General features: G+C 56.4%; 36 protein-coding genes. 32 read left to right on the top strand and 4 right to left on the bottom strand.

Translation table 11 applies throughout. The features are described from left to right. Positions 1-260: 260 nt before the first annotated feature. Positions 261-614 (top strand): antiterminator Q family protein, encoded by a 354-nt coding sequence (locus tag HKK55_RS14845; RefSeq protein ID WP_169355377.1) that lies wholly within the window; start codon positions 261-263, stop codon positions 612-614. A gap of 101 nt (positions 615-715) precedes the next feature. Here HKK55_RS14845 and HKK55_RS14840 read toward each other — a convergent pair whose 3' ends face one another. Then, complete coding sequence (locus HKK55_RS14840) at positions 716-1,750, bottom strand: NAD-dependent epimerase/dehydratase family protein (RefSeq protein WP_169355376.1); 1,035 nt, start codon at positions 1,748-1,750, stop codon at positions 716-718. A 74-nt stretch (positions 1,751-1,824) separates the two neighbouring features. Here HKK55_RS14840 and HKK55_RS14835 point away from each other — a divergent pair, with 74 nt between their 5' ends. The 5 genes from HKK55_RS14835 (at position 1,825) to HKK55_RS14815 (ending at position 3,870) form a co-directional block, all read left to right on the top strand. After that, positions 1,825-2,229 (top strand): helix-turn-helix domain-containing protein, encoded by a 405-nt coding sequence (locus tag HKK55_RS14835; RefSeq protein ID WP_169355375.1) that lies wholly within the window; start codon positions 1,825-1,827, stop codon positions 2,227-2,229. A 329-nt stretch (positions 2,230-2,558) separates the two neighbouring features. Further along, positions 2,559-2,897, top strand: a complete 339-nt coding sequence (locus tag HKK55_RS14830; protein WP_169355374.1) for an MFS transporter — start codon at positions 2,559-2,561, stop codon at positions 2,895-2,897. Then, positions 2,894-3,229: a hypothetical protein gene (locus tag HKK55_RS14825; RefSeq protein ID WP_169355373.1), complete on the top strand. Its 336-nt coding sequence runs from the start codon at positions 2,894-2,896 to the stop codon at positions 3,227-3,229. The genes HKK55_RS14830 and HKK55_RS14825 overlap by 4 nt, the downstream gene beginning before the upstream one ends. A gap of 48 nt (positions 3,230-3,277) precedes the next feature. Further along, on the top strand, positions 3,278-3,574 hold the full coding sequence (locus HKK55_RS14820) for a hypothetical protein (RefSeq protein WP_169355372.1): 297 nt from the start codon (positions 3,278-3,280) through the stop codon (positions 3,572-3,574). A 41-nt stretch (positions 3,575-3,615) separates the two neighbouring features. Then, a complete protein-coding gene (locus tag HKK55_RS14815) occupies positions 3,616-3,870 on the top strand; it encodes a hypothetical protein (protein ID WP_169355371.1) in 255 nt (84 codons plus the stop codon). Between the two features lie 31 nt (positions 3,871-3,901). Here the strand turns inward: HKK55_RS14815 and HKK55_RS14810 are convergent, their stop codons facing one another. Next, positions 3,902-4,102: a hypothetical protein gene (locus tag HKK55_RS14810; RefSeq protein WP_169355370.1), complete on the bottom strand. Its 201-nt coding sequence runs from the start codon at positions 4,100-4,102 to the stop codon at positions 3,902-3,904. 410 nt (positions 4,103-4,512) lie between these two features. Between HKK55_RS14810 and HKK55_RS14805 the strand changes: the two genes are divergently transcribed. The 17 genes from HKK55_RS14805 to HKK55_RS14725 all read left to right on the top strand — a co-directional run bounded on the left by HKK55_RS14805 (position 4,513) and on the right by HKK55_RS14725 (position 19,466). After that, positions 4,513-5,136 (top strand): putative metallopeptidase, encoded by a 624-nt coding sequence (locus tag HKK55_RS14805; RefSeq protein WP_169355369.1) that lies wholly within the window; start codon positions 4,513-4,515, stop codon positions 5,134-5,136. 32 nt (positions 5,137-5,168) lie between these two features. Then, the gene (locus HKK55_RS14800) at positions 5,169-5,684 is read left to right on the top strand and encodes a DUF2280 domain-containing protein (protein ID WP_237151255.1); all 516 of its coding nucleotides are present in this window, start codon (positions 5,169-5,171) and stop codon (positions 5,682-5,684) included. Beyond that, positions 5,681-7,012, top strand: a complete 1,332-nt coding sequence (locus HKK55_RS14795) for a hypothetical protein (protein WP_169355368.1) — start codon at positions 5,681-5,683, stop codon at positions 7,010-7,012. Before HKK55_RS14800 ends, HKK55_RS14795 begins: the two co-directional genes overlap by 4 nt. Positions 7,013-7,016: 4 nt before the next feature. Further along, positions 7,017-8,411, top strand: a complete 1,395-nt coding sequence (locus tag HKK55_RS14790; protein ID WP_169355367.1) for a DUF4055 domain-containing protein — start codon at positions 7,017-7,019, stop codon at positions 8,409-8,411. Then, positions 8,412-9,524 carry a hypothetical protein gene (locus HKK55_RS14785; protein ID WP_169355366.1) on the top strand — a complete coding sequence of 371 codons (1,113 nt, stop codon included), beginning with the start codon at positions 8,412-8,414 and terminating at the stop codon, positions 9,522-9,524. Positions 9,525-9,800: 276 nt separating this feature from the next. Next, positions 9,801-10,397, top strand: a complete 597-nt coding sequence (locus tag HKK55_RS14780; RefSeq protein ID WP_169355365.1) for a hypothetical protein — start codon at positions 9,801-9,803, stop codon at positions 10,395-10,397. Positions 10,398-10,522: 125 nt separating this feature from the next. Then, positions 10,523-11,320 (top strand): DUF6651 domain-containing protein, encoded by a 798-nt coding sequence (locus tag HKK55_RS14775; RefSeq protein WP_169355364.1) that lies wholly within the window; start codon positions 10,523-10,525, stop codon positions 11,318-11,320. 75 nt (positions 11,321-11,395) lie between these two features. Further along, positions 11,396-12,544, top strand: coding sequence for a P22 phage major capsid protein family protein (locus tag HKK55_RS14770; protein ID WP_169355363.1), 1,149 nt, complete (start codon positions 11,396-11,398; stop codon positions 12,542-12,544). Positions 12,545-12,601: 57 nt separating this feature from the next. Further along, positions 12,602-12,937, top strand: a complete 336-nt coding sequence (locus tag HKK55_RS14765; protein ID WP_169355362.1) for a hypothetical protein — start codon at positions 12,602-12,604, stop codon at positions 12,935-12,937. Position 12,938: 1 nt separating this feature from the next. After that, positions 12,939-13,433, top strand: a complete 495-nt coding sequence (locus HKK55_RS14760) for a DnaT-like ssDNA-binding protein (RefSeq protein ID WP_169355361.1) — start codon at positions 12,939-12,941, stop codon at positions 13,431-13,433. Then, entirely contained in the window at positions 13,433-13,822 is a 390-nt protein-coding gene (locus tag HKK55_RS14755; protein ID WP_169355360.1) for a hypothetical protein, read from the top strand. The genes HKK55_RS14760 and HKK55_RS14755 overlap by 1 nt, the downstream gene beginning before the upstream one ends. Next, a complete protein-coding gene (locus HKK55_RS14750; protein ID WP_169355359.1) occupies positions 13,819-14,394 on the top strand; it encodes a hypothetical protein in 576 nt (191 codons plus the stop codon). Before HKK55_RS14755 ends, HKK55_RS14750 begins: the two co-directional genes overlap by 4 nt. Further along, entirely contained in the window at positions 14,391-14,810 is a 420-nt protein-coding gene (locus HKK55_RS14745; protein ID WP_169355358.1) for a phage tail terminator-like protein, read from the top strand. Before HKK55_RS14750 ends, HKK55_RS14745 begins: the two co-directional genes overlap by 4 nt. 70 nt (positions 14,811-14,880) lie before the next feature. Beyond that, complete coding sequence (locus HKK55_RS14740; RefSeq protein WP_169355357.1) at positions 14,881-15,528, top strand: phage tail protein; 648 nt, start codon at positions 14,881-14,883, stop codon at positions 15,526-15,528. 9 nt (positions 15,529-15,537) lie between these two features. Then, positions 15,538-15,927, top strand: a complete 390-nt coding sequence (locus tag HKK55_RS14735) for a phage tail assembly chaperone (RefSeq protein WP_169355356.1) — start codon at positions 15,538-15,540, stop codon at positions 15,925-15,927. Between the two features lie 32 nt (positions 15,928-15,959). After that, positions 15,960-16,241, top strand: a complete 282-nt coding sequence (locus HKK55_RS14730; RefSeq protein ID WP_169357870.1) for a DUF1799 domain-containing protein — start codon at positions 15,960-15,962, stop codon at positions 16,239-16,241. A 27-nt stretch (positions 16,242-16,268) separates the two neighbouring features. Continuing rightward, a complete protein-coding gene (locus tag HKK55_RS14725) occupies positions 16,269-19,466 on the top strand; it encodes a phage tail tape measure protein (protein WP_169355355.1) in 3,198 nt (1,065 codons plus the stop codon). On the opposite strand, the gene HKK55_RS14720 is transcribed toward HKK55_RS14725, so the two are convergent. Then, complete coding sequence (locus tag HKK55_RS14720; RefSeq protein ID WP_169355354.1) at positions 19,463-19,684, bottom strand: hypothetical protein; 222 nt, start codon at positions 19,682-19,684, stop codon at positions 19,463-19,465. The genes HKK55_RS14725 and HKK55_RS14720 overlap by 4 nt on opposite strands. 48 nt (positions 19,685-19,732) lie before the next feature. Between HKK55_RS14720 and HKK55_RS14715 the strand changes: the two genes are divergently transcribed. From HKK55_RS14715 to HKK55_RS14705, 3 genes are read left to right on the top strand one after another with little or no spacing between them, the layout of a single operon-like run. Continuing rightward, on the top strand, positions 19,733-20,071 hold the full coding sequence (locus HKK55_RS14715; protein WP_169355353.1) for a phage tail protein: 339 nt from the start codon (positions 19,733-19,735) through the stop codon (positions 20,069-20,071). Positions 20,072-20,080: 9 nt separating this feature from the next. Beyond that, positions 20,081-20,830, top strand: a complete 750-nt coding sequence (locus HKK55_RS14710; RefSeq protein ID WP_169355352.1) for a phage minor tail protein L — start codon at positions 20,081-20,083, stop codon at positions 20,828-20,830. Positions 20,831-20,832: 2 nt separating this feature from the next. After that, on the top strand, positions 20,833-21,624 hold the full coding sequence (locus tag HKK55_RS14705) for a C40 family peptidase (RefSeq protein WP_169355351.1): 792 nt from the start codon (positions 20,833-20,835) through the stop codon (positions 21,622-21,624). A gap of 25 nt (positions 21,625-21,649) precedes the next feature. On the opposite strand, the gene HKK55_RS14700 is transcribed toward HKK55_RS14705, so the two are convergent. Next, positions 21,650-22,078: an Arc family DNA-binding protein gene (locus tag HKK55_RS14700; protein ID WP_169355350.1), complete on the bottom strand. Its 429-nt coding sequence runs from the start codon at positions 22,076-22,078 to the stop codon at positions 21,650-21,652. Between the two features lie 126 nt (positions 22,079-22,204). Between HKK55_RS14700 and HKK55_RS14695 the strand changes: the two genes are divergently transcribed. From HKK55_RS14695 to HKK55_RS14670, 6 genes are all read left to right on the top strand, one after another. After that, positions 22,205-22,366 (top strand): hypothetical protein, encoded by a 162-nt coding sequence (locus tag HKK55_RS14695; protein ID WP_169355349.1) that lies wholly within the window; start codon positions 22,205-22,207, stop codon positions 22,364-22,366. Beyond that, a complete protein-coding gene (locus tag HKK55_RS14690; protein WP_169355348.1) occupies positions 22,344-23,390 on the top strand; it encodes a phage antirepressor N-terminal domain-containing protein in 1,047 nt (348 codons plus the stop codon). Before HKK55_RS14695 ends, HKK55_RS14690 begins: the two co-directional genes overlap by 23 nt. Then, positions 23,387-23,605, top strand: a complete 219-nt coding sequence (locus HKK55_RS14685) for a hypothetical protein (RefSeq protein WP_169355347.1) — start codon at positions 23,387-23,389, stop codon at positions 23,603-23,605. Before HKK55_RS14690 ends, HKK55_RS14685 begins: the two co-directional genes overlap by 4 nt. After that, the gene (locus HKK55_RS14680) at positions 23,602-24,117 is read left to right on the top strand and encodes a Rha family transcriptional regulator (RefSeq protein ID WP_169355346.1); all 516 of its coding nucleotides are present in this window, start codon (positions 23,602-23,604) and stop codon (positions 24,115-24,117) included. Before HKK55_RS14685 ends, HKK55_RS14680 begins: the two co-directional genes overlap by 4 nt. A 94-nt stretch (positions 24,118-24,211) precedes the next feature. After that, a complete protein-coding gene (locus HKK55_RS14675) occupies positions 24,212-24,559 on the top strand; it encodes a hypothetical protein (RefSeq protein WP_169355345.1) in 348 nt (115 codons plus the stop codon). A 55-nt stretch (positions 24,560-24,614) separates the two neighbouring features. Then, positions 24,615-25,205 carry a tail assembly protein gene (locus HKK55_RS14670; protein WP_169355344.1) on the top strand — a complete coding sequence of 197 codons (591 nt, stop codon included), beginning with the start codon at positions 24,615-24,617 and terminating at the stop codon, positions 25,203-25,205. Positions 25,206-25,255: the final 50 nt, after the last annotated feature.

Below are 25,255 nucleotides of genomic sequence, written 5' to 3'. Positions count from 1 at the left end.
TGATCAACGCAAGGCAGGTACCTCTACCATCTGGCGATGAACATAAAGTGCACACTGAATGCTGTGCTGCTGGTCACTGCGAAGGCGGCGTAGTACTTCAGTTGGACCTACTGATGACTCAATTGAGCCTTCGTCTTCAGGTTGTCGAGCGTGGGGAAGCGTTGTTACACGAGACCCGGCGCATGATTGGGCCAGAGACTCTGTACGTACAGAGCAACCGCCGTGGCGCCGGCGGCACCAACTTCACAGGGGGTTGAGCCATGGCCAGAACAACGAGCTTTACCGAGCGCACTGCCGAGGATCTGCTGGAACATTGGGGTCGCTGGGTCGTGCTGGGCTCTGGCGTGTCGTGCTGCGCATCCCGTGAGAACACCATCGCGGAGCCGATGATTACCGATGACGATGCCCTAATGATGGACCAACTGGTCGGCCGGCTACGCAACAGGTATCCAGAAGCAGGTAATGTGATCATCACTTACTACAAATCGCGCGACATAGATCTGATGACTGTCGGTAAGCGACTCGGGTTCGGTTACGGGAAAACTCAAGGTCTTTGGAAGGCGGGTGTTGCTTGGATTGATGGCGCTCTCGATCTTCGTCGAGAGGTTGCTTGACGATTACATTCTTTCACCCATCACCGCAAATTCGGTGATTTTGAATGATTTGGGAGCACACGCTTTTGCCGTGATTCTTCTTGCTGGCATGTGCCTTCAGGCTAACGATGTCGGGAAATAACTAAACTCTGCGCACAATCGATAACGGTTTCGGCGACCGGTCGAGGATGCCAATTAAGCTGCTCAATCGCTTTGCGTGAATCAAGGGAGCTCTTCTTCCCAAGCATCGGCACCATGAACTTGGCATCCTCTTGAAACAAGGCCGCTAATCGAAGAACAAAATCGGGCATCATTCGCGTAGGGACTTTAGCAGCCTCTTTACCAAGGGCCGTTTTGAGTGCTGCCGCGATTTCGGATAACCAGAGAAAATCACTAATCCCCAGAAATCGCTGACCGGCAGCGCTAGAGGACAACATTGCTTTGACGTGGAGATCAACCAAATCCCGCACGTCAACAATGCCAAAACCGATACGGGGGATGGCAGGCATCGCACCGGAGAGCATTCTTTTGACGACTTCAAGTGAACCTGTTGCTTCATCCCCGAAGAGAGGTCCCAAAATCATGCCAGGAAGAATCGTCGTCAACGAAAAATTCCGCCCCTCAGCTTTCATAAAATCCCAAGCGGCGCGTTCAGCGAGGACTTTGGAGCGTGCATAGTTACTCATGTCTTTGCGGGCGCTGTCTGCCCACACCGCTTCAGCTTCAACGCCGACAAGACGCTTGGTGACATCGTCGCCTTGCGCTGCGAATCCTGAAGACGTCATGACTACACGCTTGACCGAGCGCTGCTGCGCGGCGCGCAATACGCGTAGGGTTCCCTCCCGAGCGGGCGTAACTAGGTCGACCTTCTTGCCTTGACCTTGCCCCATAGGCGACGCGACATGCATGATGGCTTCGCAACCGTCAACGGCATCGTCCCAGCCTACATCACTCAAAAGATCAATAGTCTTGAAGGTCAGTCTGTCAGGCGCAACGCCGCTTTTCTCAATTTTGTTGAGCAACGTATCACCCGCTTCAGGCCGACGGATGCTCGCCCGCACGTCGTAGCCCTGTTTTAATAGTGCCTGAATCATCCAGCCGGCAAGATATCCGCTGCCCCCCGTAACAAGCACCGTTTTCCCATTCGCGTCGTTCATAAGCTGCTCTTGTGGTTACTGTTGGTGACCGACATACTAAAAGTGACCATAAATCGCCGCAAGGAGGCACTTTTATGTATCCAAGTCACCTTAAAGTAACCACTTGTCAAAGTGCGTCCTCATTCGCTGAGTTGCCAGCAGATGTCTGCCAATCAGTCAGCGACGTGCTTGCTCGAGTCGGCGACAAGTGGTCACTTCTCGTCATCCACATGTTGTCGGGCCGGAGCAAGCGATTCAGTGAGTTAAAACGTGATCTCGGGTCGATTTCCCAAAAGATGCTCACGACGACATTGAGAGGATTGGAGCGAGACGGATACGTCCTCCGAACAGTGATGCCGACGATTCCTCCACGGGTAGATTATGAACTTACAGATATGGGTCGTGATGTGTTGGTCCCGGTTACGGCGCTGGCAACGTGGGCGTTCATGCATCGAGACACCGTAGAGAAAGCCAGAGCGGTTTACGACAGTCGTGACTAAATTGGCTACTTATCGAAACAAGCTACGAGCTATCGATAACTTTATGCGTGGACTAAGTCGCATGGCCGAAGACCCTCAGCGGCATGCAGTAACATCGAAGGCAAAATGATGCTTGACAGGATCGATCTCGATCTATAGTTTTCACGTTACTTTGCGGTTTGTCCGCGAGCAAAGCCCGACCTTGAGTTGGGTTTTTTGCTTTTTGCACTTCCTTGAGCCTCGACATTCGTCGGGGCTTTTTCGTTTTCGGCCCCACCACACCCATCGCTCTGAGCTGGGAGTGCCGTCGGGGCTGACCTATTTCAAACATGCCCCACGGAGTCGAGCGCATGGAGTATCTACAGCGCCTGCTCGACAAGATCGACAGGTTCGAATTGCTGATTGCGGGCCTCATTGGGGCGGTGATTGCCAGTTGGTGGCACAAAGACGATCTGGCGGATTGGCGTGCCTGGGTGATCTTCCTGATCACCGGAGTGGCATGTTCTATCTACCTCACGAGCATGGTCAGCACCTACCTGGGCGTGACCGAGCCGAAGATCGTCGCCGGCATTGGCTTCCTATTGGGTGCATTCGGCGGCTCGCTCCTGGCGGCCATCAATCGAGCCATTAAATCCGCTGACCTGTGGGCGCTTATCCGCCAGAGGTTCGGAGGAGGCAACCCACCATGAATCTTGAACTGATCAACTCCATCGCATGCGGCCTGATCGCCCTATGGGCGGCCTGGTGCGTACTGAGCGGAAAGGTGAGGGACGGCATCCTTGGGAAGCTGATCTATTCGGTTATCGCCATAAGCGGTTTTGTCGCCATGGCGCGCAACCAGAACATCTTCCTTGCGCCAACCACGGCGGGCACGACGCTTCTTGTGTTCCTGGCCCTGGCCGGTGCCCGCCACATCTTCATGGTCACGTACTGGCAGCGGGTGAAGGCCTGGCTGTGCCGGACGCTGAACTGCGAGCACTGCATGACCTGCGCCGATGAGCGCAGACGCAAGACCGATTAAACCAAAGGCGCCCGGTACTGCCGGCGCCAATCTATTGAGGGCGGCCGAATGGATTACGTCCTGAACGGCAACCGTTACTCGGCCAGCTACCAAGACCTCCGCGAAGAACACGCCCGATTCGTCCAGATGACCGACAAGCGCTTCTTGAAAGAACTGCCTGCAGCGATGCACTTTGCGGTGTTCGTCTGCTGGTTCAAGGAGCTGCCCACGAGCCAGGTGCTTTCGGATGAGGGGATCGTTCACCAGTTGGCCCACCTGATCCATTTGAAGGGTGAGCCGCTTGTGATGGGGAGGCTTGGTGAGATTCGGGAGTTGTTCGACCAGCAACTGCGGCTTGCACCGTAATCCGCGCCACGTTTTCGAATGCGCCAAATCGTGGCGCGGAGTTGAGCATGAAGATTGTTGAGCTCAAGCGCGAGGGGTGGCGCGATGCCGCCAAGACCCTGCGCAAGATTGCTGATGACCTCGATGCTGGCGAACATCCGGAATGCACCGTGGGCGCGCTGACACTGATCGGAGCGAAGGGAGAGGTCACGGTGTTCGGTCTCGGCCCTAAGTGTGACGACCTGCGGTGTTTGGGTGCGATGCGTCTTGGTGAGCAGAAGCTGATTGATGTGCTGCTGGGCAGTGGGGAAGGTTAGGTGTGCCGCAGGTGAGTGCGGCACGGATGGGTCACTTCACTTTCAGGGCTTCCTGAATTTGATCTGCATATTTTGAGAGATGCTCAAATTGATGGGTCAGGTTGAGTGCAGTGCCGCCGGCTGCAAGCGCAGCGATCACTTCGAGCGCTGCTGCTACCGCGTGCGTACGGGAATATTCTGGAAGCGTTTGCTCATTGCCCGCAGCAACTGCATGTTTGCCTACATCTGTCATTTTTTGGATCCTCAGGTATTTGAGATTTACCAATACCGGCAACGCGCCACTATTTCAATCCCACCTTTAGACGTACCTGAGACAATTTATGAAAACCAAGCAACCCGACTGGGAGGCAATCGAACGAGCCTACCGGGCTGGGAGCGCGGCGTTTCTTGCTGTGCAGTCTGAGTCTGCCTCTTCCTGGTTGTCATGCGACTCAACACTATCGCCGGTGAGGCTATCTATAACGTGGTAAGCCAACTCGGTAATGCCAAAATATGGGTCGTTGGGTGTGTCTTGGCGAGGGTTGCGAATTGCAGTTCTCGGGCGGGCTTCAACCACGAATCTATTTGACATGCGGGCGTCTCCTTTTGATTGACGCTCAGCAATACCGGCAACTGGCCGCTATTTCAAGTTCAAGGTGATCCATGGACAGGCCATACCCCCCATCGACGCTACTGGACCTTTCTGATCTGTCCGACTTCGGTATCCGCCTGAGCCCGGCGCCCGACGTCTGGGAGTGGCTTCAAGCCGAGATCCTTGCCAACACCGGCAGCATTCACAACGAAGACCATGCCCATCTACTGGATGCAGACATCCGAATCATGTGGGCGTCGTCGAGCTTCGCCAAGCAGGGCCGCACAGTCCTGGGCCAGGCCGAACAGGTAGCGTTCCGCGCCGGCGGGTGGCAGAAGGCCCGGATGGAGCAACAGATGCGTGATTGGTTCGGCGATGTGCCGGCCTTCATCATCACGCTGGCTGCCGACTACTGCGCCCAGTGCAGTGACCTTGAGTTCTGCGCCCTGATTGAGCATGAGCTGTATCACCTTGCTCACGCGACCGACAAGTACGGTCAACCAGCATTTACCCAAGACGGCGCACCGAAGATCAAGCTGCAGGGGCATGACGTCGAAGAGTTCGTCGGTGTGGTCCGTCGCTACGGTGCAAGCCCTGACGTTCAAGCGTTGGTGGATGCTGCAAACAGTCCTGCTGAGGTGGGGAAATTGAATATATCGAGGGCTTGCGGAACCTGTCTGCTCAAGCTGGCCTGAATGTGAGACAGGCATGAGACGGAACCCAATCTATGGCAGCCCTGAAAAACGATGTGAAAGCCTTCATCGTTCAGGCTTTGGCGTGTTTCGACACCCCCACGCTCGTCTCACAAAACGTTAAGCATGAATTCGACATCGATGTGACCCGCCAGCAGGTAGAGCAGCACGACCCGACAAAGCGCGCCGGAGCCAATCTGGCAGTCAAGTGGCGAACTCTGTTCGAAGACACTCGCAAGCGGTTCCGTGAAGAAACAGCAGAGATTCCTATAGCTAATCGAGCCCATCGGCTGCGAACGCTTGGGCGTATGGCTGAGAAGGCCGAGAGCTCAAAGAATATGGCGTTAACGGCCCAGCTATTGGAGCAGGCCGCCAAGGAGACGGGAGATGTCTACGTCAATCGCCGCGTTGAGCCTGACAAGTCGCTGGATGAAGAAATCAAACGGCTTGAGATCGAGAAGCGTAAGGCCGAGCTCAAGCTGATAGAGAAGGGCGGCGGCAACTCCAACGCTCAACTGTTGGCCGATCTGATCGCGAGGCTTCCTTCATGATCGCGAACACCGGCAACTTGATGCTGGACCGCCAGCTATCACGCTGGTACCCGTTGAAGGATCACCCTGTACAGCTCGCTCTGGTCGCGGCTGTGTCGGAAGGCATTCGCTTTCCTCTGGTGCCTGCTGGTCGACGCAGCGGCAAGACGGAGCGGTTCAAGCGCTTCGTTGTGAAGCAGGCGTCCGCTTACACCGGTATGTATTTCGCCGCCGCACCGACGCACGCTCAGGCCAAGAAGATCTTCTGGGATGACCTCAAGGCTTTCACTCTCTGCTGCATGCATAGTCGCAGGCCTTCCGAGTCGGACCTGATCATCTACCTGGACAACGGTAGCGAGATCCATGTCATCGGCCTGGACAAGCCGCAGCGGATCGAAGGTATTCCGTGGACTGGCGGCGGCATCGACGAATTCGCGGACATCAAGCCGGACGCATGGGAGGCAAACATTCTCCCTGCGCTGAACACCGTCAACCCAACCATGCCGGATTATCGGGCCTGGTGCTGGTTGCTCGGGGTGCCAGATGGCCTGAACCATTACTACGATCTGTGCATGCAGGCTGAGTCGGGCAATGACCCGAACTTCCGGGTGTTCCATTGGAAATCTGCCGAGATTCTTCCGGCTGACGTGATGGACGCAATGAAGCGGGCCATGTCGGCCAAGCAGTTCAAGCAGGAGTTTGAGGCCTCGTTCGAAACGGCGTCTGGCCGAATCTACGAGGACTACAGCAAGGCGAACACCACGAATGCAGCCATTGAGCCGCATGAACAACTGATGTGGATGCACGACCAGAACTTCACGCCTCTGTCATCTGCGATCGGTGTCCGGCGCAACGATGGCAAAGACCTTTATCTGCTGGATGAGATCGTGCTGATCAGTGCGGTATCGAAGCAGTCGGCTGCTGAGTTCGTGGACAAGTTCAAAGATCACAAAAACAAGCACGTCCTGATCTACGGTGACCCGGCGGGCAAGGCGGGCGAGAAGCACGGCCACGCATCCGACTACACCGACATTGAAGGCGTGTTGAAGGCTAATGGCTGGACGTACACGCGCAAGGTCAAGCCGGCGCACCCATCCATCAAGGACCGGCAGAACGCCGTCCGGGCGAAGATCCTGACCGCCTCAGGCGAAACTAGCTTGTTCATCAACCCGGTCACCGCTCCCTGGTGCCACAAGGGGTTGAGTACGGTCCAGCTTCAGATGGGTTCGACCTTCCAAGAAGACCAGAAAAACGACTACCAGCACATCACCACGGCGATCGGCTATTGCATCGACGTTGAGTGGCCGTCCATCAAACGCACTGCATCCACTGAATCTCTGAGAATGTGACCCCATGAGCAATGACCCAAGCAAAACGCTACCGGCAGTAGACGCCATGCGCGAAGACTGGGCTCTTGTTGATGCGCTGATGGGCGGAACGAAGGCGATGCAGCTGGCTGGCAAGCTCTACCTGCCGAAGTGGCCGAAGGAGGACGACGACGCCTATAAGGAGCGCCTGTCGCTCTCCACGCTACTGCCTGCGTTCAGCGAGACCGTCCAGAACATGAAGGGCAGGGTGTTCGCAGAAAATATCGCGCTCGGAGACGATGTGCCTGAGTCGATCAAGGCCTACGTGCAGAACTTCGACCGCCAGGGCAACAACCTGCAGGTCTGGGCTCAGCAGTTGTTCACCGTCGGGCTTTCCCATGGTCTATGCCATGTGTTGGCTGATCACCCGAAGACGAAGGATGAGCAAGGCAACTCTGTTGTACGAACAGCAGCTGACGAGAAGGCCGCAGGTGTGCGCCCGTACGCGGTGATGATTCATCCTCAACAGGTTATTGGGTGGCTTACCGAAGAGAAGGGTGGCGAATGCTCGTTGTCTCAGTTCTGGTATGCAGAGGCTGTCGAGGAGCGCACTGGTGATTTTGGCGTAACCATCATCCCTCAGATCAGGGTGCTGATTCCTGGCGGCTGGAGGGTGTACCGCAAGACTGAGGACACCAACGGCAAGAAGGAGTGGACCAAGACTGACGAGGGAACGAATACGCTCCCGGTCATCCCTCTGGCTACTTTCTATACCAAGCGCACAGGCTTCATGACTGCAACGCCGCCGCTGCTTGAACTGGCTCACCTCAACAAGAAGCACTGGCAGTCCCAAAGCGATCAGGACAACATCCTGCACGTCGCTCGGGTGCCGATGCTGATGATCTCCGGTATTGACGACGACGCTTTCGAGCTCAAGGTCGGGACTAGCTCCGCTACCAAGCTGCCTACCGGCGGCGACATGAAGTGGGTGGAGCATACTGGCTCCGCCATTGAGGCCGGACGCAAGTCGTTGGAAGATCTTGAAGACCAGATGCGTATCGCTGGCGCTAAGCTGCTCCAGAAGGACAAACAATCCACGAAGACTGCGACACAGGCCGAGGAAGAAGCTGCTCAGGAAATGAGCCCGCTGCAAACTATGGCCGGGCAACTTGAGGACACGCTTGACCAGGTGCTCCAGTATTTCGCGCTCTGGAAAGGCGAGAAGGAGGGTGGACACGTGAAGGTGAATGGCAACTTCGACGTGGACTTCGCGCCGGAAACGACGCTACCACTGCTACTCAATATGGCAACCCAAGGTCGGCTCTCTGACGAAACCCTGTTCAATGAGTACAAGCGCCGCGGCGTGGTCTCGGATGACATTGAGTGGGCGGTCGAAAAGCAGAAGATCGCCGACCAGGGGCCAGCGCTCGGAGCTCTCTAAATGGCAACGGTCAACGAGATCCTTCAGGACGAGCATATCGCTCACGCGGTGTCGCTGGAGAAGTACAAGCTCGGCGTGGTACGGCGCATCATCGCTTTGATCAATCGGTCGGATGCCAGCCTTTCGGCTGCTCTAACTGAGGCGTTGGAGCGGATGCCGGCCGAGTCATTCACCGTTGAGCGTCTTGAGCTGTTGCTGGATGAGGTGAGGGCGGTCAATGCCCAGACCTATGATCAAGTGTTCACAGCGCTTGAGGCTGACTTGCAGGAGCTTGCAGGCTACGAATCCAACTGGCAGCAGACGCTGTTTCAGAAGGTGATTCCGGAACCGGTTCTTGTGCGCTTCCCACTCGTCAGCATCAGCGCTGAGCAAGCCTATGCAGCAGCGATGTCTCGACCGTTTCAAGGTCGCCTGCTGCGGGATTGGAGCAAGCAGGTCGGGGCCGAGCGCATGGTCAAGGTGCGCAACGCTATCCAGTCTGGCTATCTGGAAGGTAAAACGACCGATCAGATCATCCGAAGTATTCGCGGCACCAGAGCTGCAGGCTATGCCGATGGTTTTCTTGAGAGACCACGAAAGGACCTAGCTGCGGTCGTGCAGACAGCTGTGAGCCACACGGCGGCTACTGCCCGTGAGCAGTTCAACGTGGCAAACAAGGAGATTCTCAAGGCGGAGGACTGGCTCAGTACGTTGGACACGAAGACATCCAATGACTGCATCATCCGAGACAAGCGTCCGTATGAGGTGGGTACGCACAAGCCGATTGGACACAAGATACCTTGGCTACAAGGCCCTGGGCGGATTCACTTCTGTTGCCGAAGCACTTCGACGCCGCGGACCAAGTCATGGAGAGAGCTTGGCATCCCCATTGACGAGATGACGCCAGGTCAGCGTGCAAGCATGGATGGTCAGGTGCCGGCGGATACGAATTACAGCAACTGGTTTGAGCGTCAGCCGGACGCCCGCAAGGTTCAGGTGCTTGGCCCAGTGCGCTATCAGCTCTACAGGGATGGCAAAAGCCTCGAGGACTTTTACTCGCCTACAGGTGAATGGCTGACTCTGGATCAGATCAAGCAGCAGGATGCGCAGGCATTCGCTAAGATGGCAGCATGACCGACAAGCCCAAGCTTCACCTCATTCAAGGTACGCCAGCCCCGGACACTCCCGCGGAGCAGGTGCGCAAGCGTGTCCGGGCGATGCCCAAGCCCGCAACGATGGTCCAGTGCCATCGCTGCGGTGGGCGCGAGGTGATCGAGACGAAGATTGGCGCACTGATGAAGAATGGTAGACCTACCGGCGGGACCAAGACGCTGATTTGTGTTGGATGCCTTCTGCGTGGCGAAAGAATCGTTGTCAGTTAAGATCTCAACCCTTGCCTAGGGGTTGTCTATGAAATGGAAAATCGCGTTGATTGTCACTGTAGTGCTTGGGTTCCCGATTGCGTTTACTGCTGGCGTTGTCCTGAGCCTAGATATTGCGGCCGACAATAATCCGGCAGAAACTTTAAGGACCTTAGCTGGTTCCGTTGGTGATTGGGTATCCGGGCTTGGTTCTTTAGCAGCAGCCGCAGTGGCAGTGTATCTTGCGGATAATCAGCGCAGGAACAATGTGCCGAAGATCGATGTAGATCAGTACTACAGTGAAAGCGGCTTGGTTATTGATCTGACATCCTGCGGCGAAAAGGATGCCGTTGTGCGCGGCGTCTATATTCGCGACACGGTGAAGAAAAAACAGATTCTGATCAGCCGGCCACCGTTCGTAGATCCAAAGGATATCCCTAGAAGATTTGGGTATGGCGATGTTCAGAGAATCACACTCCCGCGCACAATGTTTATAGGGATTCAGCGGGATTTGGTGGCTGAGTTTTCAGAGACTGATTTCAGCAACTTGACACTGGTGGTCGGGACAAGCACATATGAGTTTCGTGAGCCGCTTAATGCAGAATTTGTTGCGGTGATAAGAAAATCGCTTTATCCGACAATGTAACCTCAAACAATCGTTCAAACAGCCCTGACATTCGTCGGGGCTTTTTTATGGGCGCGATTCCGGATGGATAGCGCCGCACCGGGCCGGATGGCCTACCAGATGGGCGGATGCCCGGAGATGAACCGATGAAACTGAAGACGATTGATGTTGGTGGCGTGACCTATGCCGAAGTAAAGGACGGCAGTCCGGTCTACACGCACAGTGATGGTAAGGACGTGGCGTTTGACGCGCCCTCGGCTGTATCCAAAATCACCGCGCTGAACGCCGAAGCCAAAGGACACCGTGAAGCCAAAGAAGCCGCCGAGGCTCGTGCCAAGGCATTCGAAGGCATCGAGGATCCTGAAAAGGCTCGTGCTGCACTGGCAACGGTCGCCAATCTTGATGCCGGTCAGCTTGTCCAAGCGGGCAAGGTCGACGAGATCAAGGCAGCCGCAATCGCGGCCACAGAGGAGAAGTTCAAAGCCCAGGTGACTACTCTCGCCGAGCAGGTGAAAACCATCACCGCCGAGCGCGATACCACCACCGGCATTCTCTACCAGGAGAAGATCGGCGGCGCCTTCGGCCGTTCCAAGTTCGTCACCGACAAAATCGCCGTTCCTCCCGACATGTTGCAGAACACCTTCGGCAAGGCCTTCAAGGTCGAAGAAGGCAAAGTCGTGGCTTATGGCGATGATGGCAACAAAATCTACAGCCGCGCCCGCCCGGGTGAGCTGGCTGATTTCGATGAGGCGCTGGAAGCCCTCGTTGAGCGTTACCCATATCGCGACAACATTCTGAAGGGCTCTGGTGCCAATGGCGGCGGCGCTCCAAACAATGGTGGCAGGGGTGGCGACAAGAAGACCCTTCCCCGAGCCGCGTTTGATGCGCTTGATCCCGCCGCCAAGGCTGATCACGCACGCAATGGCGGCACGGTTACTGACTGACCAAAGCCGCCGGGTGTTGCCCGGCAAGTAATCAATGCCCGCCACTGAGCGGGCTTTTTTGTGGAGAAAGCCAAAATGGCGAGCACCCTTAACGGCCTTGTGCCGGACCTGTACGAAGCGCTGGACGTAATCTCGCGAGAGCTGACGGGCTTCATTCCAGCGGTATCCCGCGACTCGTCCGTTGCCCGGGCCGCTATCGGTCAGGACGTACTGGTCCCGATCACCAGCGCAGAGACTGCGGCTGACAACATCCCCGGTGTAACCGCTCCGGACACCGGTGATACCGCTGTCGATAACGTTGCCGTAGCCATCACCAAAAGCAAGCACGTTCCGGTTCGCTGGAACGGTGAGCAAACCAAAGGCCTGCAAAACGCCGGCACCTTCTCGTCCATCCAGGCCGATCGCTTCTACCAAGCAATGCGGACACTGGTGAACGAGATCGAAAAGGACCTGTGGTTTGAGGCCTATCGGAACGCTTCCCGCGCCTTTGGCACCGCCGGCACCACGCCGTTCGGTACTGCGGCAGATCTGTCCGACTTCGCAGGCGTCCTGGGTGTGCTGGAACAGAACGGCGCACCAACCAACGACCTGCAGCTGGTCCTGGGTCATTCGGCAATCGGCAACATGCGCGGTAAGCAGTCTGGCCTGTTCAAGGTCAACGAGGCTGGATCCAGCGACATGCTGCGCAACGGCATGACTGACCGCATCATGAACATGGCGATCCGTCATTCCCACCAGGTGGGTCGACACGTCAAAGGCACCGGCGCTGCGTACGTCACCAACGGCGCTACCGCCGTTGGTGCAACCAACATTGCGTTGGCGACTGGTACCGGTACCGTGCTGGCGGGTGATATTGCCACCTTCGATGCTGATGGTGACAACAAGTACGTCGTCGGCACCGGCATTGCCGCTCCGGGCACCATCACGCTGAACAAGCCAGGCTCCCAGATCCTGATCCCGACCGGCAACGCGCTCACCTTGGGCAACTCGTACACGGCGAACGTTGCTTTCGCTCGGTCGGCAATCGTGCTGGCTACTCGCGCTCCGGCCATGCCAGAAGGCGGCGACTCGGCAGACGACGTGATCACCATCACCGACCCGCTTACCGGCCTGTCGTTCGAGATTGCGGTCTACCGCCAGTTCTTGCAAACGGCCTACCACGTCCGTCTGGCTTGGGGCTGCCGTGCGATCAAGGATGAACATATCAGCCTGCTGCTCGGCTAACTCAAACACAACGACAACCAGGGGCTTCGGCCCCTGCGTTGTTTCTGGAGACTGAACATGGCTGGACTGACGAAAGAACAGAAGGCGGCGAAGATGTTGCTCGCCAAAGCAATCGAACTTAGCGGCCTCAGTGCTGAGGAATTCGAGAAACTGGGCGAGCAGGAGCGTGCTGACTGGAGCAACAGCGCGCAGGATGCGATTGATTTGGCTGCGGCAGATGCTCAGCGTCTTGCTGATGAGGCTGCGGCGGCGAAATCGCAAAGCAAGCCCGTCGTGGAAGATGACGAGCCAGACTATACCGGTCTGGTGAAAGTTGAGCAGGGCGGCGAAGAGCTCCATGTGCACCCGTCTTGCCTGGACGACCACAAGCGTCTCGGCTGGAAAGAGGTCTGATATGGCTTTGGTGATCGAGAACGGCAAGGTGGTGCCAGACGCCGACAGCTTTGCAACGGCTGCCGAGCTGGTCACCTACGCCATGAACTTCGGCAAGACAATCCCGACCGATGAGGTGGCGCAGGAAGCTCTTCTGCGGCGCGCAGCCTTGCAGATGGATGCGATGCCATGGAAGGGGCGAGCAGTGAGTCGTGACCAGGCGCTGGCTTGGCCAAGGGCGGAAGTTAAGCGCGAGAGATGGATATTGCGTTTCGACGAGATCCCGGCGCAGGTCAAGGCGGGGCAGATGGCATTGGCTGCTGAAATTCATGCCGATGACATGATAAACCCTGAGACTAAGTCGGGAGCGGTTGTTTCCGAGACCGTCGGCCCAATCAGCACCACGTTTGCTGTTGCCAGTAAGTCAATGAGCAAGCCCGCAGCAACTAGGCAATCCTATGCACAGTTCGCCGGACTGCTGGAATCCTCAAGTCAGGTCAACCTGGTACGAAGCTGATGGCAGATATCTATGATCGTGCTAAGGCGAGCGCCGTGCGCATGCTGGCGCCGCGCTCAAAAGGTGGCAAGGGGCTGGAGCTTTCCTTGGTCAGGGTCACGACTGGAGAGTACGACCCTGAGATCGGCGGAAGCCCCGTCACCACGGAGCAATTCGACGGATCCGGGCTTCGCGAGAACTATCGCCAGCAAGATATCGACGGCTCACTGATCAAGCAGGGCGACGTCAAGATCCTGATCTCTCCCGTGCTGCTGGATGGTGTAGACACGCCCCAGCCGGTGACGCTGGACAAGATCGCCTTCGACGGCGATACCTACACGGTTCAGCACGTCGATCCTTGGGACTACGCCGGCATTGCCGTCGGCTTCAGCGTGCAGGCTAGAAAATGAGTTTCTCGCTCGACTTGAAGGCGTTTGTGGAGAAGGCAAAGGGGAATGTAGAGCAGGTCATTCAGAAAACCTCCATTGATCTGTTGTCTGCAGTGGTTGATCGGTCTCCTGTCGGAAACCCAGAGCTATGGGCGATTAACACTACGGCTACTCAGTACAACGCAGAGGTGGAGCGTCTCAACACGCAGATGCGCAACGACCCAAAGAACCTGTCAAAGAATGGTCGCATGAAGCCTGGGCGGCTGATAAGAGATGGCATGGACCTGGTAGCCGGCAAAGACTACGTCGGCGGACGCTTCAGGGGTAATTGGCAGGTCTCGTTTGATACGGCCATTACCGGGAACATTGAGCGGATTGACCCAAATGGTAGCGCCAGTAAATCAGCCGGTGCGGCGCTGATGCAAACATTCACCACTGAGGTGGGTACGATCTGGATGATGAACAACCTTCCTTACGGTCCGCGTCTTGAGTATGAAGGCTGGTCGAGCCAGGCACCGGCTGGCATGGTGCAGATTTCCGTCACCGAGGCGCAAACCTATCTCAATAAGGCCGTCTCGGAGCTATCGAAATGAGTGACAGAGTCATCCGAAGCCTTTTCGAGGCTCACCTGAAAGCATGGGCGTCGGCTAGAGTTCCTGCGCTGCCGATTGCCTACGAAGACGTGGCGTTCACACCGCCGGCTAGTGACGCTCCCTACCTGAAAATATTCCTCCTTCCGGGAAGCACTGACAGCGAGGATCTTGAAGGCAGACATACTTCGTATCGGGGCGTGCTGCAGATCAGCGTTGTAACGAAGGCCGGTGAAGGCCGAGGGGCTGCCGGGCTGATTGCTGATGAGATATCGGTGCTCTATCCAAACAACATGGCGCTCACGAAAGCAGAATTCACCGTGTTCATCCGTTCGCCAATGGCGACTGCCGGAGCAATTCAAGGCGATACAACCAGTTCACTGCCTCTGTCCTTCCAGTACAGGGCTGACACCTTCTAATCCGCCCATTGGGCAATCCCAGAACCCGCCATTGAGCGGGTTTTGTCATTTCTGAGAAGAGGAAACACCAATGGCTGTTTTTCTACCCAATGGCTCGACTGCCGCTATCGCAGGCTCGTATGACGCGCCGATCATTTTCACCGCGATCACCAATGCAACAGAAGCTGTTGTGTCGTCGGCGGGACACGATCTTGAAGTAGGCGACTTCGTTGAAGTCACTTCCGGCTGGGCACGCCTGAACAATCGTATTGCTCGAGTTAAGACGGTGACCACCGACTCGTTCGTGCTGGAGAAAATCAACACGTTCAATTCGGCACGCTTCATTGCTGGTGCCGGCGGCGGTTCAGTACGAAAGATTCTGACCTGGGTACCTATGAGCCAGGTCACGGAGTCGAACAAGTCCGGCGGCGAGCAGCAAAACGTCACTTACTCGTTCCTCGAGGAAGACGATGAGCACCAGATCCCAACGTCGAAATCGCCGCTGTCGTTCACGCTGACCATGGCAGATGACCCTGAACTTCCGCACAACGAAGTGCTGTTGGAAGCTGACGACGACAAAAAGCCGCGCGCGGTCCGCGTCAATCTCGCCTCTGGTGGCGTCATCGCCTACAACGCTTACGCGTCCTTCGACAGCGTACCCTCGCTGACCAAGAATAACATCATGGCAGTCACTGCTGTGTTCGCCGTGGTCGCAAAATTCATTCGCTACGGCGCTTAGGGGGCATCCATGGCCAGGTTCAAGATTGCTCAAAACCCTACTTTCAAGGCTGACGTGGATATCCCACGCGTCGGCGGTACCACGATCAAAGTGCCATTCGAGTTCAAGTATCGGGATCGCAAGGAGCTCGCCGCGCTGTTCGCGGGCTGGCAGGAGAGCGCCAAGGAAGATCAGGAGCGCTTCAAAGCCAAAGGTGACGAACTCACCCTGATCGAAATTACCGCCTCCCACATCGAGCGCCAGGTGGAGCAAGTCGCTGAGTTGGTCACCGGCTGGGGCTTCGACGACAAGTTCAGCCCTGAATCAATCCGCGCCCTGGTCGAGACTTCGGCCGGTGCTGGTGATGCCGTGGTCGATGCCTACCAAAAAGCATTTTCCCCGGCACGCCTGGGAAACTGACCGGCGTCGCGCGCGCCCTCTATCAGCCGAGCATTCAAGGGCAAGACGCCTTCGGATTTTCGGCTGAGGATTACGGTGACGAATGCGAAGTATGGCCAGACAACTGGCCAGCCTTCCGCCTCTTCAATGCCCTGTCCACGCAGTGGCGTACAGGTGCGTGCGGCGCGACGGGTCTCGATTACACGGCCATTCGCGACGTGGCCGGTTACCTCGGCATCAAGAGAAAAACCATACCGGAAATATTCCACGACCTTCAATTAATGGAGGCCGAGGCGCTCGCTGTCATGGCGGAGGCGAGAGACAGCAGCCAGTAACAACTGGCACTTATTCAAGGTGATTCAATGGATATCGCATCGCTCGGCATTAAGATCGATACGTCGGACGCCGCGAAAGCCGTCACAGATCTCGACAAAGTCGTGCAGTCCGGCGAAAAGGCCGAGAAGGCGGCAGAGGGTATTGCGGCAGGTTTCGATAAGGCGTCCGCTTCCGCTTCCGACCTTTCGTCTTCTGAACGCAAGCTCTCCGAGACACTCGACGAGGCCAAGGCTCGCCTTCTGGCAACGGCAAAGGCCTCTCTGGACTCGAGCGAGTATTACCAGCGCCTGACTACCAGCGTGAACACCAACGCCTCAGCTATGGAGTCATCGGGGTCGTCTGCAAGCAGCCTGGCCGCACTCCAAAGGCGTTTGCAGGCCGAATCTGATGCACTGGTCGGCTCGACAGATCGTCAAGGTGAGGCGACTCGTCGAGCCGCCGCTGCTAGTGGTGTGCAGGCTGAAGGGCTTGAAGCACTGCTTGGGCAGATCAATCCTGCGGTAGCTGCACTTGCACGCCTTGATCGTCAACAGGAGGAGTTGCAACGATTCCGGACAGTAGGGATCGTTGATGCCGAAACGTTCGCTGACTTCTCTGCACAGATTGATACCTCGCGTCAGCGTGTGACGGGTTTCAACGATCAGGTGGGCCGTACGACGGGTGTATTCGATCAGCTCCGACTAGGCACCCGGCAAGCCCAAGAAAACGTAATGCAGTTGGGTAACGCGCTCTCCAATGGGGATTGGGGGAGCGGCGTTCGCGCCATTGCCCAGATCGGCGCCGGCGCTGGCGCAAGTGCGATAAGTCTTCTCGCTCTGGTTGGTCCCATCGTTGCTATCACGGCTGTATTGGGCGGCCTAACTGTCGCGTACTACAAGGGCAGCGCCGAGACTGATGCGTTCAATGACTCCCTGATTCTGACTGGAAACTATGCGGGCACAAGCGCTGGCCAGCTCAGCGACATGGCTAAGCAGATCAGTGCAAGCGTTGGAACAACTGGGGCGGCGGCATCGGCTCTGGCAAGCCTGGCAGGCACAGGAAAGATTGCCAGCGGTAGTTTTGAAGAGATTGCATCCGCAGCTCTTTCTATGGAACAGGCAACAGGCAAATCAGTCGATGCGACGATTGCCGAGTTTGTCAAAATCGCCGATGACCCCGTCGCTGCGGCAAAGTCGCTGAATGATCAGTATCACTTCCTGACCGCGTCTGTTTATTCGCAAATCGTCGCACTGAAGGAGCAGGGCGACACGATTGGTGCCGCTAAGCTGCTGACAGATACCTATGCCGATACGGTGCAGGATCGGTCAAAACAGATTACGAACAATCTCGGTTACGTCGAGCGTGCCTGGAAAGGCATTACCGACGAAGCTAAGAAGTCGCTGGATGCGATCAAAAATATTGGTCGCGATGAAGGTTCGGCCAAAAGGATTACCGATCTAACGCAGAAAGTAGCTTTTGCACAGAGTGCGCTCAACGCCGACCCGGACGACAAGGACGCCAAAAAGAAGTTTGATGAGTCAAAACTAGAGCTGGACTTTCTCGTCAAGCAGCGAGATACCCAGGACGCAATAAACAAAGCCCAAGCGCTTTACCAGGAGACTCAAGACAAAGGGCAGGACGCGCAGCGGAAGTTCGATACAAGAGCTAAAGCCACCCGCTCAAACAAGGACAAACGCAAGGACGAACTCGACGATCTCCAGAAGGAAATCGAGGATATCCGTCGAGCCAATCCTAATGACTCCCGACTGCTCCAGTCGACGATCGATCAGCAGAAAGCTGCCATCAATGACAAGTACAAGGATCCCAAGGCAGCATCTGCCGGCTCGGTTGACCTGACCGGCGTCAATACCGCTCAAAATGCCCTGAAAGAGCTACAGGCGACGTATTCGAATACCCAGAAGCAACTGGATGCTGCGCAGAAGGCCGGACTGATCTCGCAGGAAGCTTACGCAACACAGCGAGCAGTGCTGATCAAGGCTGAAAAAGAGGGGGTCACTGCCGCTTATGAGGCAGAGATCTCTGCCCTTGAAGCTGCCAAAGGCAAGAAGTCAACCAGTGCTGCCCAGAGTGTCCAGCTGGACCAGAAAATCGCTGATGCACGCACCAATATGGTCAAGGCGCAGAAAGATGCCGACAGCCAGCTTGAAGTGTTGGCCACTGCCGAAAAGGGAAGGATCGACAAACAGACGTACTCGATCAACCAGTATGTCGCGGCGCTTGGGCAGCAACAGAAAGCTCTTGAGCTGGCGGGCCAGCGGGCAGTGCTTGGTGTTGGCCAGGGAGATCGGCAAAACGCACTCAATGGCGAACTGAACAGCCAGCAAGACCGGTTTGCTCAGCAGTCGTTGGAGTTGGCCAACCAAAAGTCCGACCCGTCGCGGAATATGTCGGATGAAGAGTTCACACGGAAGTCGCAGGCACTCGCAGATGCGAACAAAAAGGCTACCGACCAGATCCGGCAGAACTACGCGGATGTGGAGGCCGCCCAAGGCGACTGGACGAAGGGCGCGACATCGGCCTGGGCCAACTACTTGGATTCGGCACAGAACGTAGCAGGGCAGACGAAAAGCCTGTTCGGCAATGCGTTCAGCTCGATGGAAGACTCGATCGTCAACTTTGCCATGACCGGGAAGCTGTCGTTTGCTGACTTCACCAAGTCGATCTTGGCGGATATGGCTCGCATTGCTACCCGGCAGGCGAGTTCTGCGCTGTTGGGTAGCCTGGTAGGGGCAGCGACAAGTTACTTCACCGGTGGCGCGGGTAACGGCCTAGCTGCTGGCTCTGCTGGTGCCGCGTCGTCGAACCTCGGTGCATCTCAGGCCGGGTATACCGGCGTCGACTTCTCTGGCTTCAGAGCTGCCGGTGGACCTGTCGACCCAAACTCATTGTATCGGGTGAATGAACTTGGTCCCGAGCTCTACAACGAAGGCGGTAAGTCCTACCTGATGACTGGGGCAAACGGAGGGAGTGTTACGCCGCTTGCCACCGGTGGTGGGGCCGGAATGGCTGCAATGTCTGGTGGTGGGGGTGGTGGCAGTGGGGCGCAGATTAACGTGTCAGTGACGCTTAACGGTGACGGAACGAGCAATTCTGAAACGAACACTCCAGGCCTTGAACAGTTCGGCAAGGATATTGGAGCGTTCGTTGATACGCGATACAGGAAGCTTTTATCGATGGATTTGCGCCCTGATGGAGCGATCGGCAGGGCAATGATTCGTCGTTAAATTTCGGTCAGGGATGACCGGACCTTATCAAGGACAAGTTGCTCAAGCTGGCGATAGGTCAGGTCTTTGGCGCCTTCATGCTCGAAAGTCACCCCGAAGCTGCCTCCGGCCTGCCCGCCTTCCATCTTCAATGAGATTTTTACACTACCGCCGATGCTAGTTTTCCCCGCGTCAGGGGTGTCGTCGTAGACGCTTACTTCTGAAAGTTTCATTTTCATATGACTACCTATTCCCTTGGTTAAAAAATCATTCTATCCGGAGCCGTCATGGCAATCGAGACTTTCGCCTGGGCAACGCAGAGCGGGGATTCACCAACATTTGAATACAGGACGAGAGAGTCCCGATTTGGAGGAGGCTACAGGCAAGTTGTTGGCGATGGGCCAAACAATAAAGAGGACTCATACCCAATCGCTCACACCGGAAGCAAGGCGCGGGCGCTCGAAATTATGGCCTTCTTTGACCGGCACGCCGGGGCGAAAGCGTTTCTCTGGACGACCCCGCTTGGCGAGCTCGGTCTTTTCACATGCAAGGACCCCGTTCCGACCCCTATGGGTGGGGAGGTTTTCAAATTGACAGCGACGTTCGAGCGCGCTTTCCACCCATAAGGAGCTCCTATGTCACTTATCAGCGCTATCCAGACTCTAGAGCCTGGCAGTGAAGTGCTGCTGTTTGAGTTGGACGGCTCCGACTACGGGGCTGGCATTTTAAGGTTTCAGGGGCACGCCATTCCGCACACTCCCGAGGAATTGCTGGCTTCAGGCGTGAACGCCGACCAGTTGCCAGCCAAGTCGATCTGGTGGCAAGGAAATGAGTACGCAGCCTGGCCTATGCAGATTGAGGGCATCGAAGCGAACTCGAACGGTACCGCTGTTCGTCCGTCCCTTTCGGTTGGCAACGTTAACGGAAGGATTACTGCACTCTGCCTGGCCTTCGACAATCTTGTTGAGTTCAAGCTGACCATCCGCCTCACGACGGGCCAATACCTTGACGCCGCTAATTTCCCGATCGGAAACCCTACCGCCGACCCTACCGAGGAATCGCTAGAGGTTTGGTACATCGATCAAAAGGTCAGCGAAAACGGCACGATTGTTTCTTGGGAACTTGCCAGTCCCGGGGATGTTGGTGGCGAGTCTATCGGTCGGCAAATGACAACCCTTTGTCACGAGGCGATGACGGGCGGCTACAGAGGCCCAGTGTGCGGGTACACCGGGCCTTACGTGGATGAGGACGGCAACCCGACCGATGACCCCGAAAAGGATGTGTGCAGTGGATGCTTAGGCACGGGCTGCGAGGCTCGATTCGGTGGAGAAAACGAGCTTTCGTTCGTTGGCTTCCCTGGTGTTTCTTTGATAGCGCGGAGCTGACGATGCAAAAGAATATTTTAGCCGCTATGCAATCGCATGCTGCATCTGAGTATCCGCGCGAAAGTTGCGGACTGATCATTGCGGTTGGCCGAAAACAGATTTATGTACCTTGCCTCAACACGGCGCTGGAGCCTTCGGAAGAGTTCCGCATTGATCCCGAAGAGTACGCGGCAGCCGAAGATAGGGGCGAGGTGATCGGCATTGTGCATTCACATCCAGACGCTACCAGCAGGCCGTCACCTCGAGATCTGGCCATGTGCGAGGCCACCGCCTTGCCCTGGCACATCCTGTCGTGGCCTGAGGGCGACCTGCGCACCATCACGCCGACTGGCAGCACGCCGCTGCTCAAGCGCCCGTTCGTACATGGTGCCTGGGACTGCTGGCAGGTCTGCGCGGATTGGTACCAACGTGAGTGGGGGCTGGAGTTCGAAGCCTTCCAGCGCACCGATGGCTGGTGGGAGAGTGCGGAGAACGCGAGCCTATACGAGCAGCATTACGAGGCCGCCGGCTTTGTTCGCGTCGACCGGCCGCAGCGCGGGGATCTGATCGTTATGCATGTGGGCCGGACGGTTCACCCGAACCACGCCGGGATTTACCTGGGCACTGATCCTGCACTACCCGACGGAGAGTCAGGCACTTTCGGCCCTGGGCCGTTCCTGCTGCATCACCTATACGGCAGGCCGTCCGAGATCATTGTCTACGGCGGGCCCTGGCATGACCGAACACGCCTGATCCTCAGGCACAAAGCGGCGGCAGGGGTAACTCCTCACCTTAGAACTAACCAGACGGAATGAGAAAGTCCCGCGGGCCGGGTTAGTATTAAAACTCGTCAAACCAGACTGATAGATGCTCTGGGCCATCCCATTCAGTGTTGTATCCGGCTGCTTCCAGCCATTCGGTAAAGGCATTCATGATGCCTTTCGCATCTGCCTCCGGCATTGCCTCCATCTCTAAGTCCTTCAGATCAATGTGGGCGGAGGAATGTCCCATGGAGACAGATCTATTGACTCCCTCCAGCACCCGTTTTTTTATGATCGAAGGAACGCTCTGGCGGGCAATGCTTGCCATTGCCTTGGCTCTTGATGCTGGAATCAGATCTTGCTGAGGCGCTTCGCCAATGAAGCTCAGTTCAAGTCTGGCGAGTATTTCCGCAGTCGCCGAGCGGCCATTCTCCTTTGCGGCGGCCATGACCTGGTCACGCAGAGCTTCCGGGATTCGGAGATTGAATTGGGGATCTGTGCGGCTCATGTAAACCTTCAGTAAAACCAAATTTGACTAACTATTTACAAGAGAATGCATCACGGTGGTATTGACGACAATGCATCACCGTTATACATTTGAGCTGTGCACAACGGTGATGCACAAGGAGAGGGTATGAAAGTTAGAGAAATGCAGCAGGTGATTTTCCGTGCGGAGCCAGAGATCAAGGCTTGGCTTGAAAAAAAGGCACAACAAGAAGAGCGCAGTCAGAACTGGCTCGTAGGGAAGGCGCTAAGGGAGGCAATGCAGCGAGATGAACAAATCAAACATGCATAAAAAAACCCCAGCGCTGGCCGGCGCTGAGGTTGGGGTTAACGAGATCAACTTCGAGGAAGAAATCGTCATGAGCGATATTAGCACAGCTGTAGCGAAATCCAATGTCATCCCGTTCCGTTCGGCCAAGCTTCTGCTTGTCGAGCACGATGGTCAGCCATTCGTTCCAATGAAGCCGGTTGTAGAAGGCATGGGGCTAGCCTGGCAGGCACAGCACGCCAAGTTGACTTCAGGTCGATTCAATTCAGTTATCACGATGATCGTGACAACTGGTGTCGACGGTAAGCAGTACGAGATGTCTTGCCTTCCATTGAAAAAGCTTCCTGGCTGGCTGATGTCGATTCACGCGAGCAAAGTGCGAGACGACCTGCGCAAAAACGTGCTGGCCTATCAGGATGAGTGTGACGATGCACTCTGGGCCTACTGGAACGAAGGTCATGCGGTTAACCATCGCGGTCCCGATCAGGCGATGACCGTCCTCGGACAAACCATCGGCACGGACGGATTTCACATGCTGGGCGCAGTGGTGAAGGGGAAGGTGTCGAATCTCCCTGCTCCAGCTCAGCGCCGCGCTACCGCAAAAATCTGGGCGCAGACCCACGCAGCATTCGGCGTTCGTTCGGCAGCGGACATTCCAGCCGATCAACTGGACTCCGCACGCAACTTCATTGCTGCTTATGTGGTGCTTGAGGGTGAATACCTTCCGCGTGAGCAAAAATCGGAGCGGTTGAATATTCACTTCCCGATTCAGGCGCTCGCCGGCCGTCGCCAGGGGATGCTGACGGATCGGGGCGATGGTCGGGCATGGCTGGACGTTCGGCTTGAGGATGTCGGCTACCACCACGACTCGCTTTGCGAACTGATCATCTTCGAACTTCAGCGTGCCGGTTACGTTGTCGACGCTGCCCAATGGGAGCTGGCGACCTACCGCAATAAGCTGAGCGGGATCAGCAGCTTCGTCACCGGCTTGAATCGTGTCGTCGAAGACCCGCATCGCTACGCGGTTGATTCGGGGGCGGTAGCATGAACTTCACCCTCAAAGCAGGTGGTCGCGCCCTGATCCTGATGCCGGAGCGGCCAAATCTGGTCGGTCGCTCCGGCCAACTGATCCGCAAGGTCGAAGAAAACTGGCTGATGCTGGTGGAGGGCAAGCGCTATTCGGTCAGCGAGAAAAGCCTGATGCCGCTGGACGGCTTCAATCCTGGCGCTCCGAGCGCAATGTGTGCGGAGGTGGCTGCATGACAGACTTGATTTTGACGGAAGATGATTATCGCGAACTGGTTAAGTGCGATGACGGCAAACCCACTACAGACTCGCTCCGCATTGCTGAGAGGTTCGGGAAGCGGCATGACCGAGTATTGAGGGCCATCGACAACCTGAAGTGCTCCAAGAAATTCCGACTCACCAATTTTGGGGAGTCCTCCTATTTCAATGAGCAAGGGAAAGAGCAGCGCATGTTCACGATGACCAAGGATGGCTATATGTTCTTGGTCATGGGCTTCACTGGCGAAAAGGCCGCAATCTGGAAAGAGGCATTCATTGATGCTTTTAACTGGATGACCAAAGAACTACAGAACAGAAGTCTTTCGTATGAGCATCTCCGAAATCACCTGATGCTCGAATATCAGCAGGAGCATGGAATTGCTAGCTTCGCCGGGAAGACCTTGCGCCGCTGGCAAATCAAGAAGCCGGGGCTTGAAGGCAAGATTCTTGCGATCCAGCACGATGGACAGCACACGCTTCAGTTGAACTGACTCCCCACGAACCGAAGAACCCCGCCCATGCGGGGCTTTCGTGTTGCTCCCTTGTTGGTGATAAAGTCTCTCCATATCTCAACGAGGGAACGACATGAAGCTATTCATAGGGGCTCTGGCCTTGGTTGCGCTGGCGGGGTGCTCGACACCATCCGATCTACTCAGGGGGGCGCCAGAGCTTTCGGCTACCACCAAGAAAAGCCCTAAGGCATACGCCCTGTGCGTGTATCCGTCATGGCAGGATTATCGTTCTAGCTCAGTCATGAGCGAAACCACTGATGGCTATCGAATCGTTGCGGGCAGTGAAATGAACGGGCAAACCGACGACGTACTGGACATCAAGCGCAGCGCTTCAGGGAGCTCAGTAAAGCTTTATCAGCGCATGGCCTGGCAGCAATTGGGGCGATCCGACTTGAAGGAGTCATTTAACAGCTGCTTGTGAATTAACGATCGAATGTGACCGCCTCCGGGCGGTTTTTTTACGCCTGGAGAAAAATATGGCAGCAACGGCAGCGCACTACGCCCCCATGACCGAAATCAAGCTTTCAGGATCTCTTGCTCGGAAGTTCGGACGCCTGCATCGCAGGCAGATCGATTCAGGATCTGGCTGGGAAGTTTTCAGGGCGATGAATGCGACCCTGGAAGGCTTTGAGGAGGAAGTTAAGCGCCTCGACAGTCTTGGCATGCGATTCGCCATCTTCAGAAACAAGAAGAACGTAGGCCCGGCCGAGCTAGGACGTAGTGGAGCCAAGGAGATTCGGATCGTGCCGGTTGTTGAGGGGAGCAAGCGTGCAGGCATACTCCAGACGGTAATCGGTGCCGTGTTGATAGCCGCCTCCTTTGTACCTGGATTGCAGTTTCTTGCTGCGCCAGGCATCGCGCTTGTGGCTGGCGGCGTAATCCAAATGCTGAGCCCACAAGCGAAGGGCCTGTCGCAAAGCGCGGCCCCGGAGAATCTACCGTCATACGCATTCGGCTCAGCCCGGAACACCACGGCTAGCGGCAACCCCGTGCCTATATGCATTGGGGATCGCCGGTGGGGCGGGGCAATCATCTCGGCATCGATCTACGCCGAAGACAAAACATAAATTGAACGCAACAGACAAGCCGCCCAAGGCGGCTTTTTATTGCCTGGAGG

Source organism: Pseudomonas sp. ADAK18, from assembly GCF_012935695.1.
Taxonomy (GTDB): domain Bacteria; phylum Pseudomonadota; class Gammaproteobacteria; order Pseudomonadales; family Pseudomonadaceae; genus Aquipseudomonas.
This window is presented reverse-complemented; position numbering and strand designations above follow the sequence as displayed.

Bases quoted from the DNA above. Each gene is read 5' to 3' on its own strand.
- HKK55_RS14845 (WP_169355377.1), top strand. From the start codon at position 261: ATGGCCAGAACAACGAGCTTTACCGAGCGCACTGCCGAGGATCTGCTG.
- HKK55_RS14840 (WP_169355376.1), bottom strand. From the start codon at position 1,750: ATGAACGACGCGAATGGGAAAACGGTGCTTGTTACGGGGGGCAGCGGA.
- HKK55_RS14835 (WP_169355375.1), top strand. From the start codon at position 1,825: ATGTATCCAAGTCACCTTAAAGTAACCACTTGTCAAAGTGCGTCCTCA.
- HKK55_RS14830 (WP_169355374.1), top strand. From the start codon at position 2,559: ATGGAGTATCTACAGCGCCTGCTCGACAAGATCGACAGGTTCGAATTG.
- HKK55_RS14825 (WP_169355373.1), top strand. From the start codon at position 2,894: ATGAATCTTGAACTGATCAACTCCATCGCATGCGGCCTGATCGCCCTA.
- HKK55_RS14820 (WP_169355372.1), top strand. From the start codon at position 3,278: ATGGATTACGTCCTGAACGGCAACCGTTACTCGGCCAGCTACCAAGAC.
- HKK55_RS14810 (WP_169355370.1), bottom strand. From the start codon at position 4,102: ATGACAGATGTAGGCAAACATGCAGTTGCTGCGGGCAATGAGCAAACG.
- HKK55_RS14805 (WP_169355369.1), top strand. From the start codon at position 4,513: ATGGACAGGCCATACCCCCCATCGACGCTACTGGACCTTTCTGATCTG.
- HKK55_RS14800 (WP_237151255.1), top strand. From the start codon at position 5,169: ATGGCAGCCCTGAAAAACGATGTGAAAGCCTTCATCGTTCAGGCTTTG.
- HKK55_RS14795 (WP_169355368.1), top strand. From the start codon at position 5,681: ATGATCGCGAACACCGGCAACTTGATGCTGGACCGCCAGCTATCACGC.
- HKK55_RS14790 (WP_169355367.1), top strand. From the start codon at position 7,017: ATGAGCAATGACCCAAGCAAAACGCTACCGGCAGTAGACGCCATGCGC.
- HKK55_RS14785 (WP_169355366.1), top strand. From the start codon at position 8,412: ATGGCAACGGTCAACGAGATCCTTCAGGACGAGCATATCGCTCACGCG.
- HKK55_RS14780 (WP_169355365.1), top strand. From the start codon at position 9,801: ATGAAATGGAAAATCGCGTTGATTGTCACTGTAGTGCTTGGGTTCCCG.
- HKK55_RS14775 (WP_169355364.1), top strand. From the start codon at position 10,523: ATGAAACTGAAGACGATTGATGTTGGTGGCGTGACCTATGCCGAAGTA.
- HKK55_RS14770 (WP_169355363.1), top strand. From the start codon at position 11,396: ATGGCGAGCACCCTTAACGGCCTTGTGCCGGACCTGTACGAAGCGCTG.
- HKK55_RS14765 (WP_169355362.1), top strand. From the start codon at position 12,602: ATGGCTGGACTGACGAAAGAACAGAAGGCGGCGAAGATGTTGCTCGCC.
- HKK55_RS14760 (WP_169355361.1), top strand. From the start codon at position 12,939: ATGGCTTTGGTGATCGAGAACGGCAAGGTGGTGCCAGACGCCGACAGC.
- HKK55_RS14755 (WP_169355360.1), top strand. From the start codon at position 13,433: ATGGCAGATATCTATGATCGTGCTAAGGCGAGCGCCGTGCGCATGCTG.
- HKK55_RS14750 (WP_169355359.1), top strand. From the start codon at position 13,819: ATGAGTTTCTCGCTCGACTTGAAGGCGTTTGTGGAGAAGGCAAAGGGG.
- HKK55_RS14745 (WP_169355358.1), top strand. From the start codon at position 14,391: ATGAGTGACAGAGTCATCCGAAGCCTTTTCGAGGCTCACCTGAAAGCA.
- HKK55_RS14740 (WP_169355357.1), top strand. From the start codon at position 14,881: ATGGCTGTTTTTCTACCCAATGGCTCGACTGCCGCTATCGCAGGCTCG.
- HKK55_RS14735 (WP_169355356.1), top strand. From the start codon at position 15,538: ATGGCCAGGTTCAAGATTGCTCAAAACCCTACTTTCAAGGCTGACGTG.
- HKK55_RS14725 (WP_169355355.1), top strand. From the start codon at position 16,269: ATGGATATCGCATCGCTCGGCATTAAGATCGATACGTCGGACGCCGCG.
- HKK55_RS14720 (WP_169355354.1), bottom strand. From the start codon at position 19,684: ATGAAAATGAAACTTTCAGAAGTAAGCGTCTACGACGACACCCCTGAC.
- HKK55_RS14715 (WP_169355353.1), top strand. From the start codon at position 19,733: ATGGCAATCGAGACTTTCGCCTGGGCAACGCAGAGCGGGGATTCACCA.
- HKK55_RS14710 (WP_169355352.1), top strand. From the start codon at position 20,081: ATGTCACTTATCAGCGCTATCCAGACTCTAGAGCCTGGCAGTGAAGTG.
- HKK55_RS14705 (WP_169355351.1), top strand. From the start codon at position 20,833: ATGCAAAAGAATATTTTAGCCGCTATGCAATCGCATGCTGCATCTGAG.
- HKK55_RS14700 (WP_169355350.1), bottom strand. From the start codon at position 22,078: ATGAGCCGCACAGATCCCCAATTCAATCTCCGAATCCCGGAAGCTCTG.
- HKK55_RS14695 (WP_169355349.1), top strand. From the start codon at position 22,205: ATGAAAGTTAGAGAAATGCAGCAGGTGATTTTCCGTGCGGAGCCAGAG.
- HKK55_RS14690 (WP_169355348.1), top strand. From the start codon at position 22,344: ATGAACAAATCAAACATGCATAAAAAAACCCCAGCGCTGGCCGGCGCT.
- HKK55_RS14685 (WP_169355347.1), top strand. From the start codon at position 23,387: ATGAACTTCACCCTCAAAGCAGGTGGTCGCGCCCTGATCCTGATGCCG.
- HKK55_RS14680 (WP_169355346.1), top strand. From the start codon at position 23,602: ATGACAGACTTGATTTTGACGGAAGATGATTATCGCGAACTGGTTAAG.
- HKK55_RS14675 (WP_169355345.1), top strand. From the start codon at position 24,212: ATGAAGCTATTCATAGGGGCTCTGGCCTTGGTTGCGCTGGCGGGGTGC.
- HKK55_RS14670 (WP_169355344.1), top strand. From the start codon at position 24,615: ATGGCAGCAACGGCAGCGCACTACGCCCCCATGACCGAAATCAAGCTT.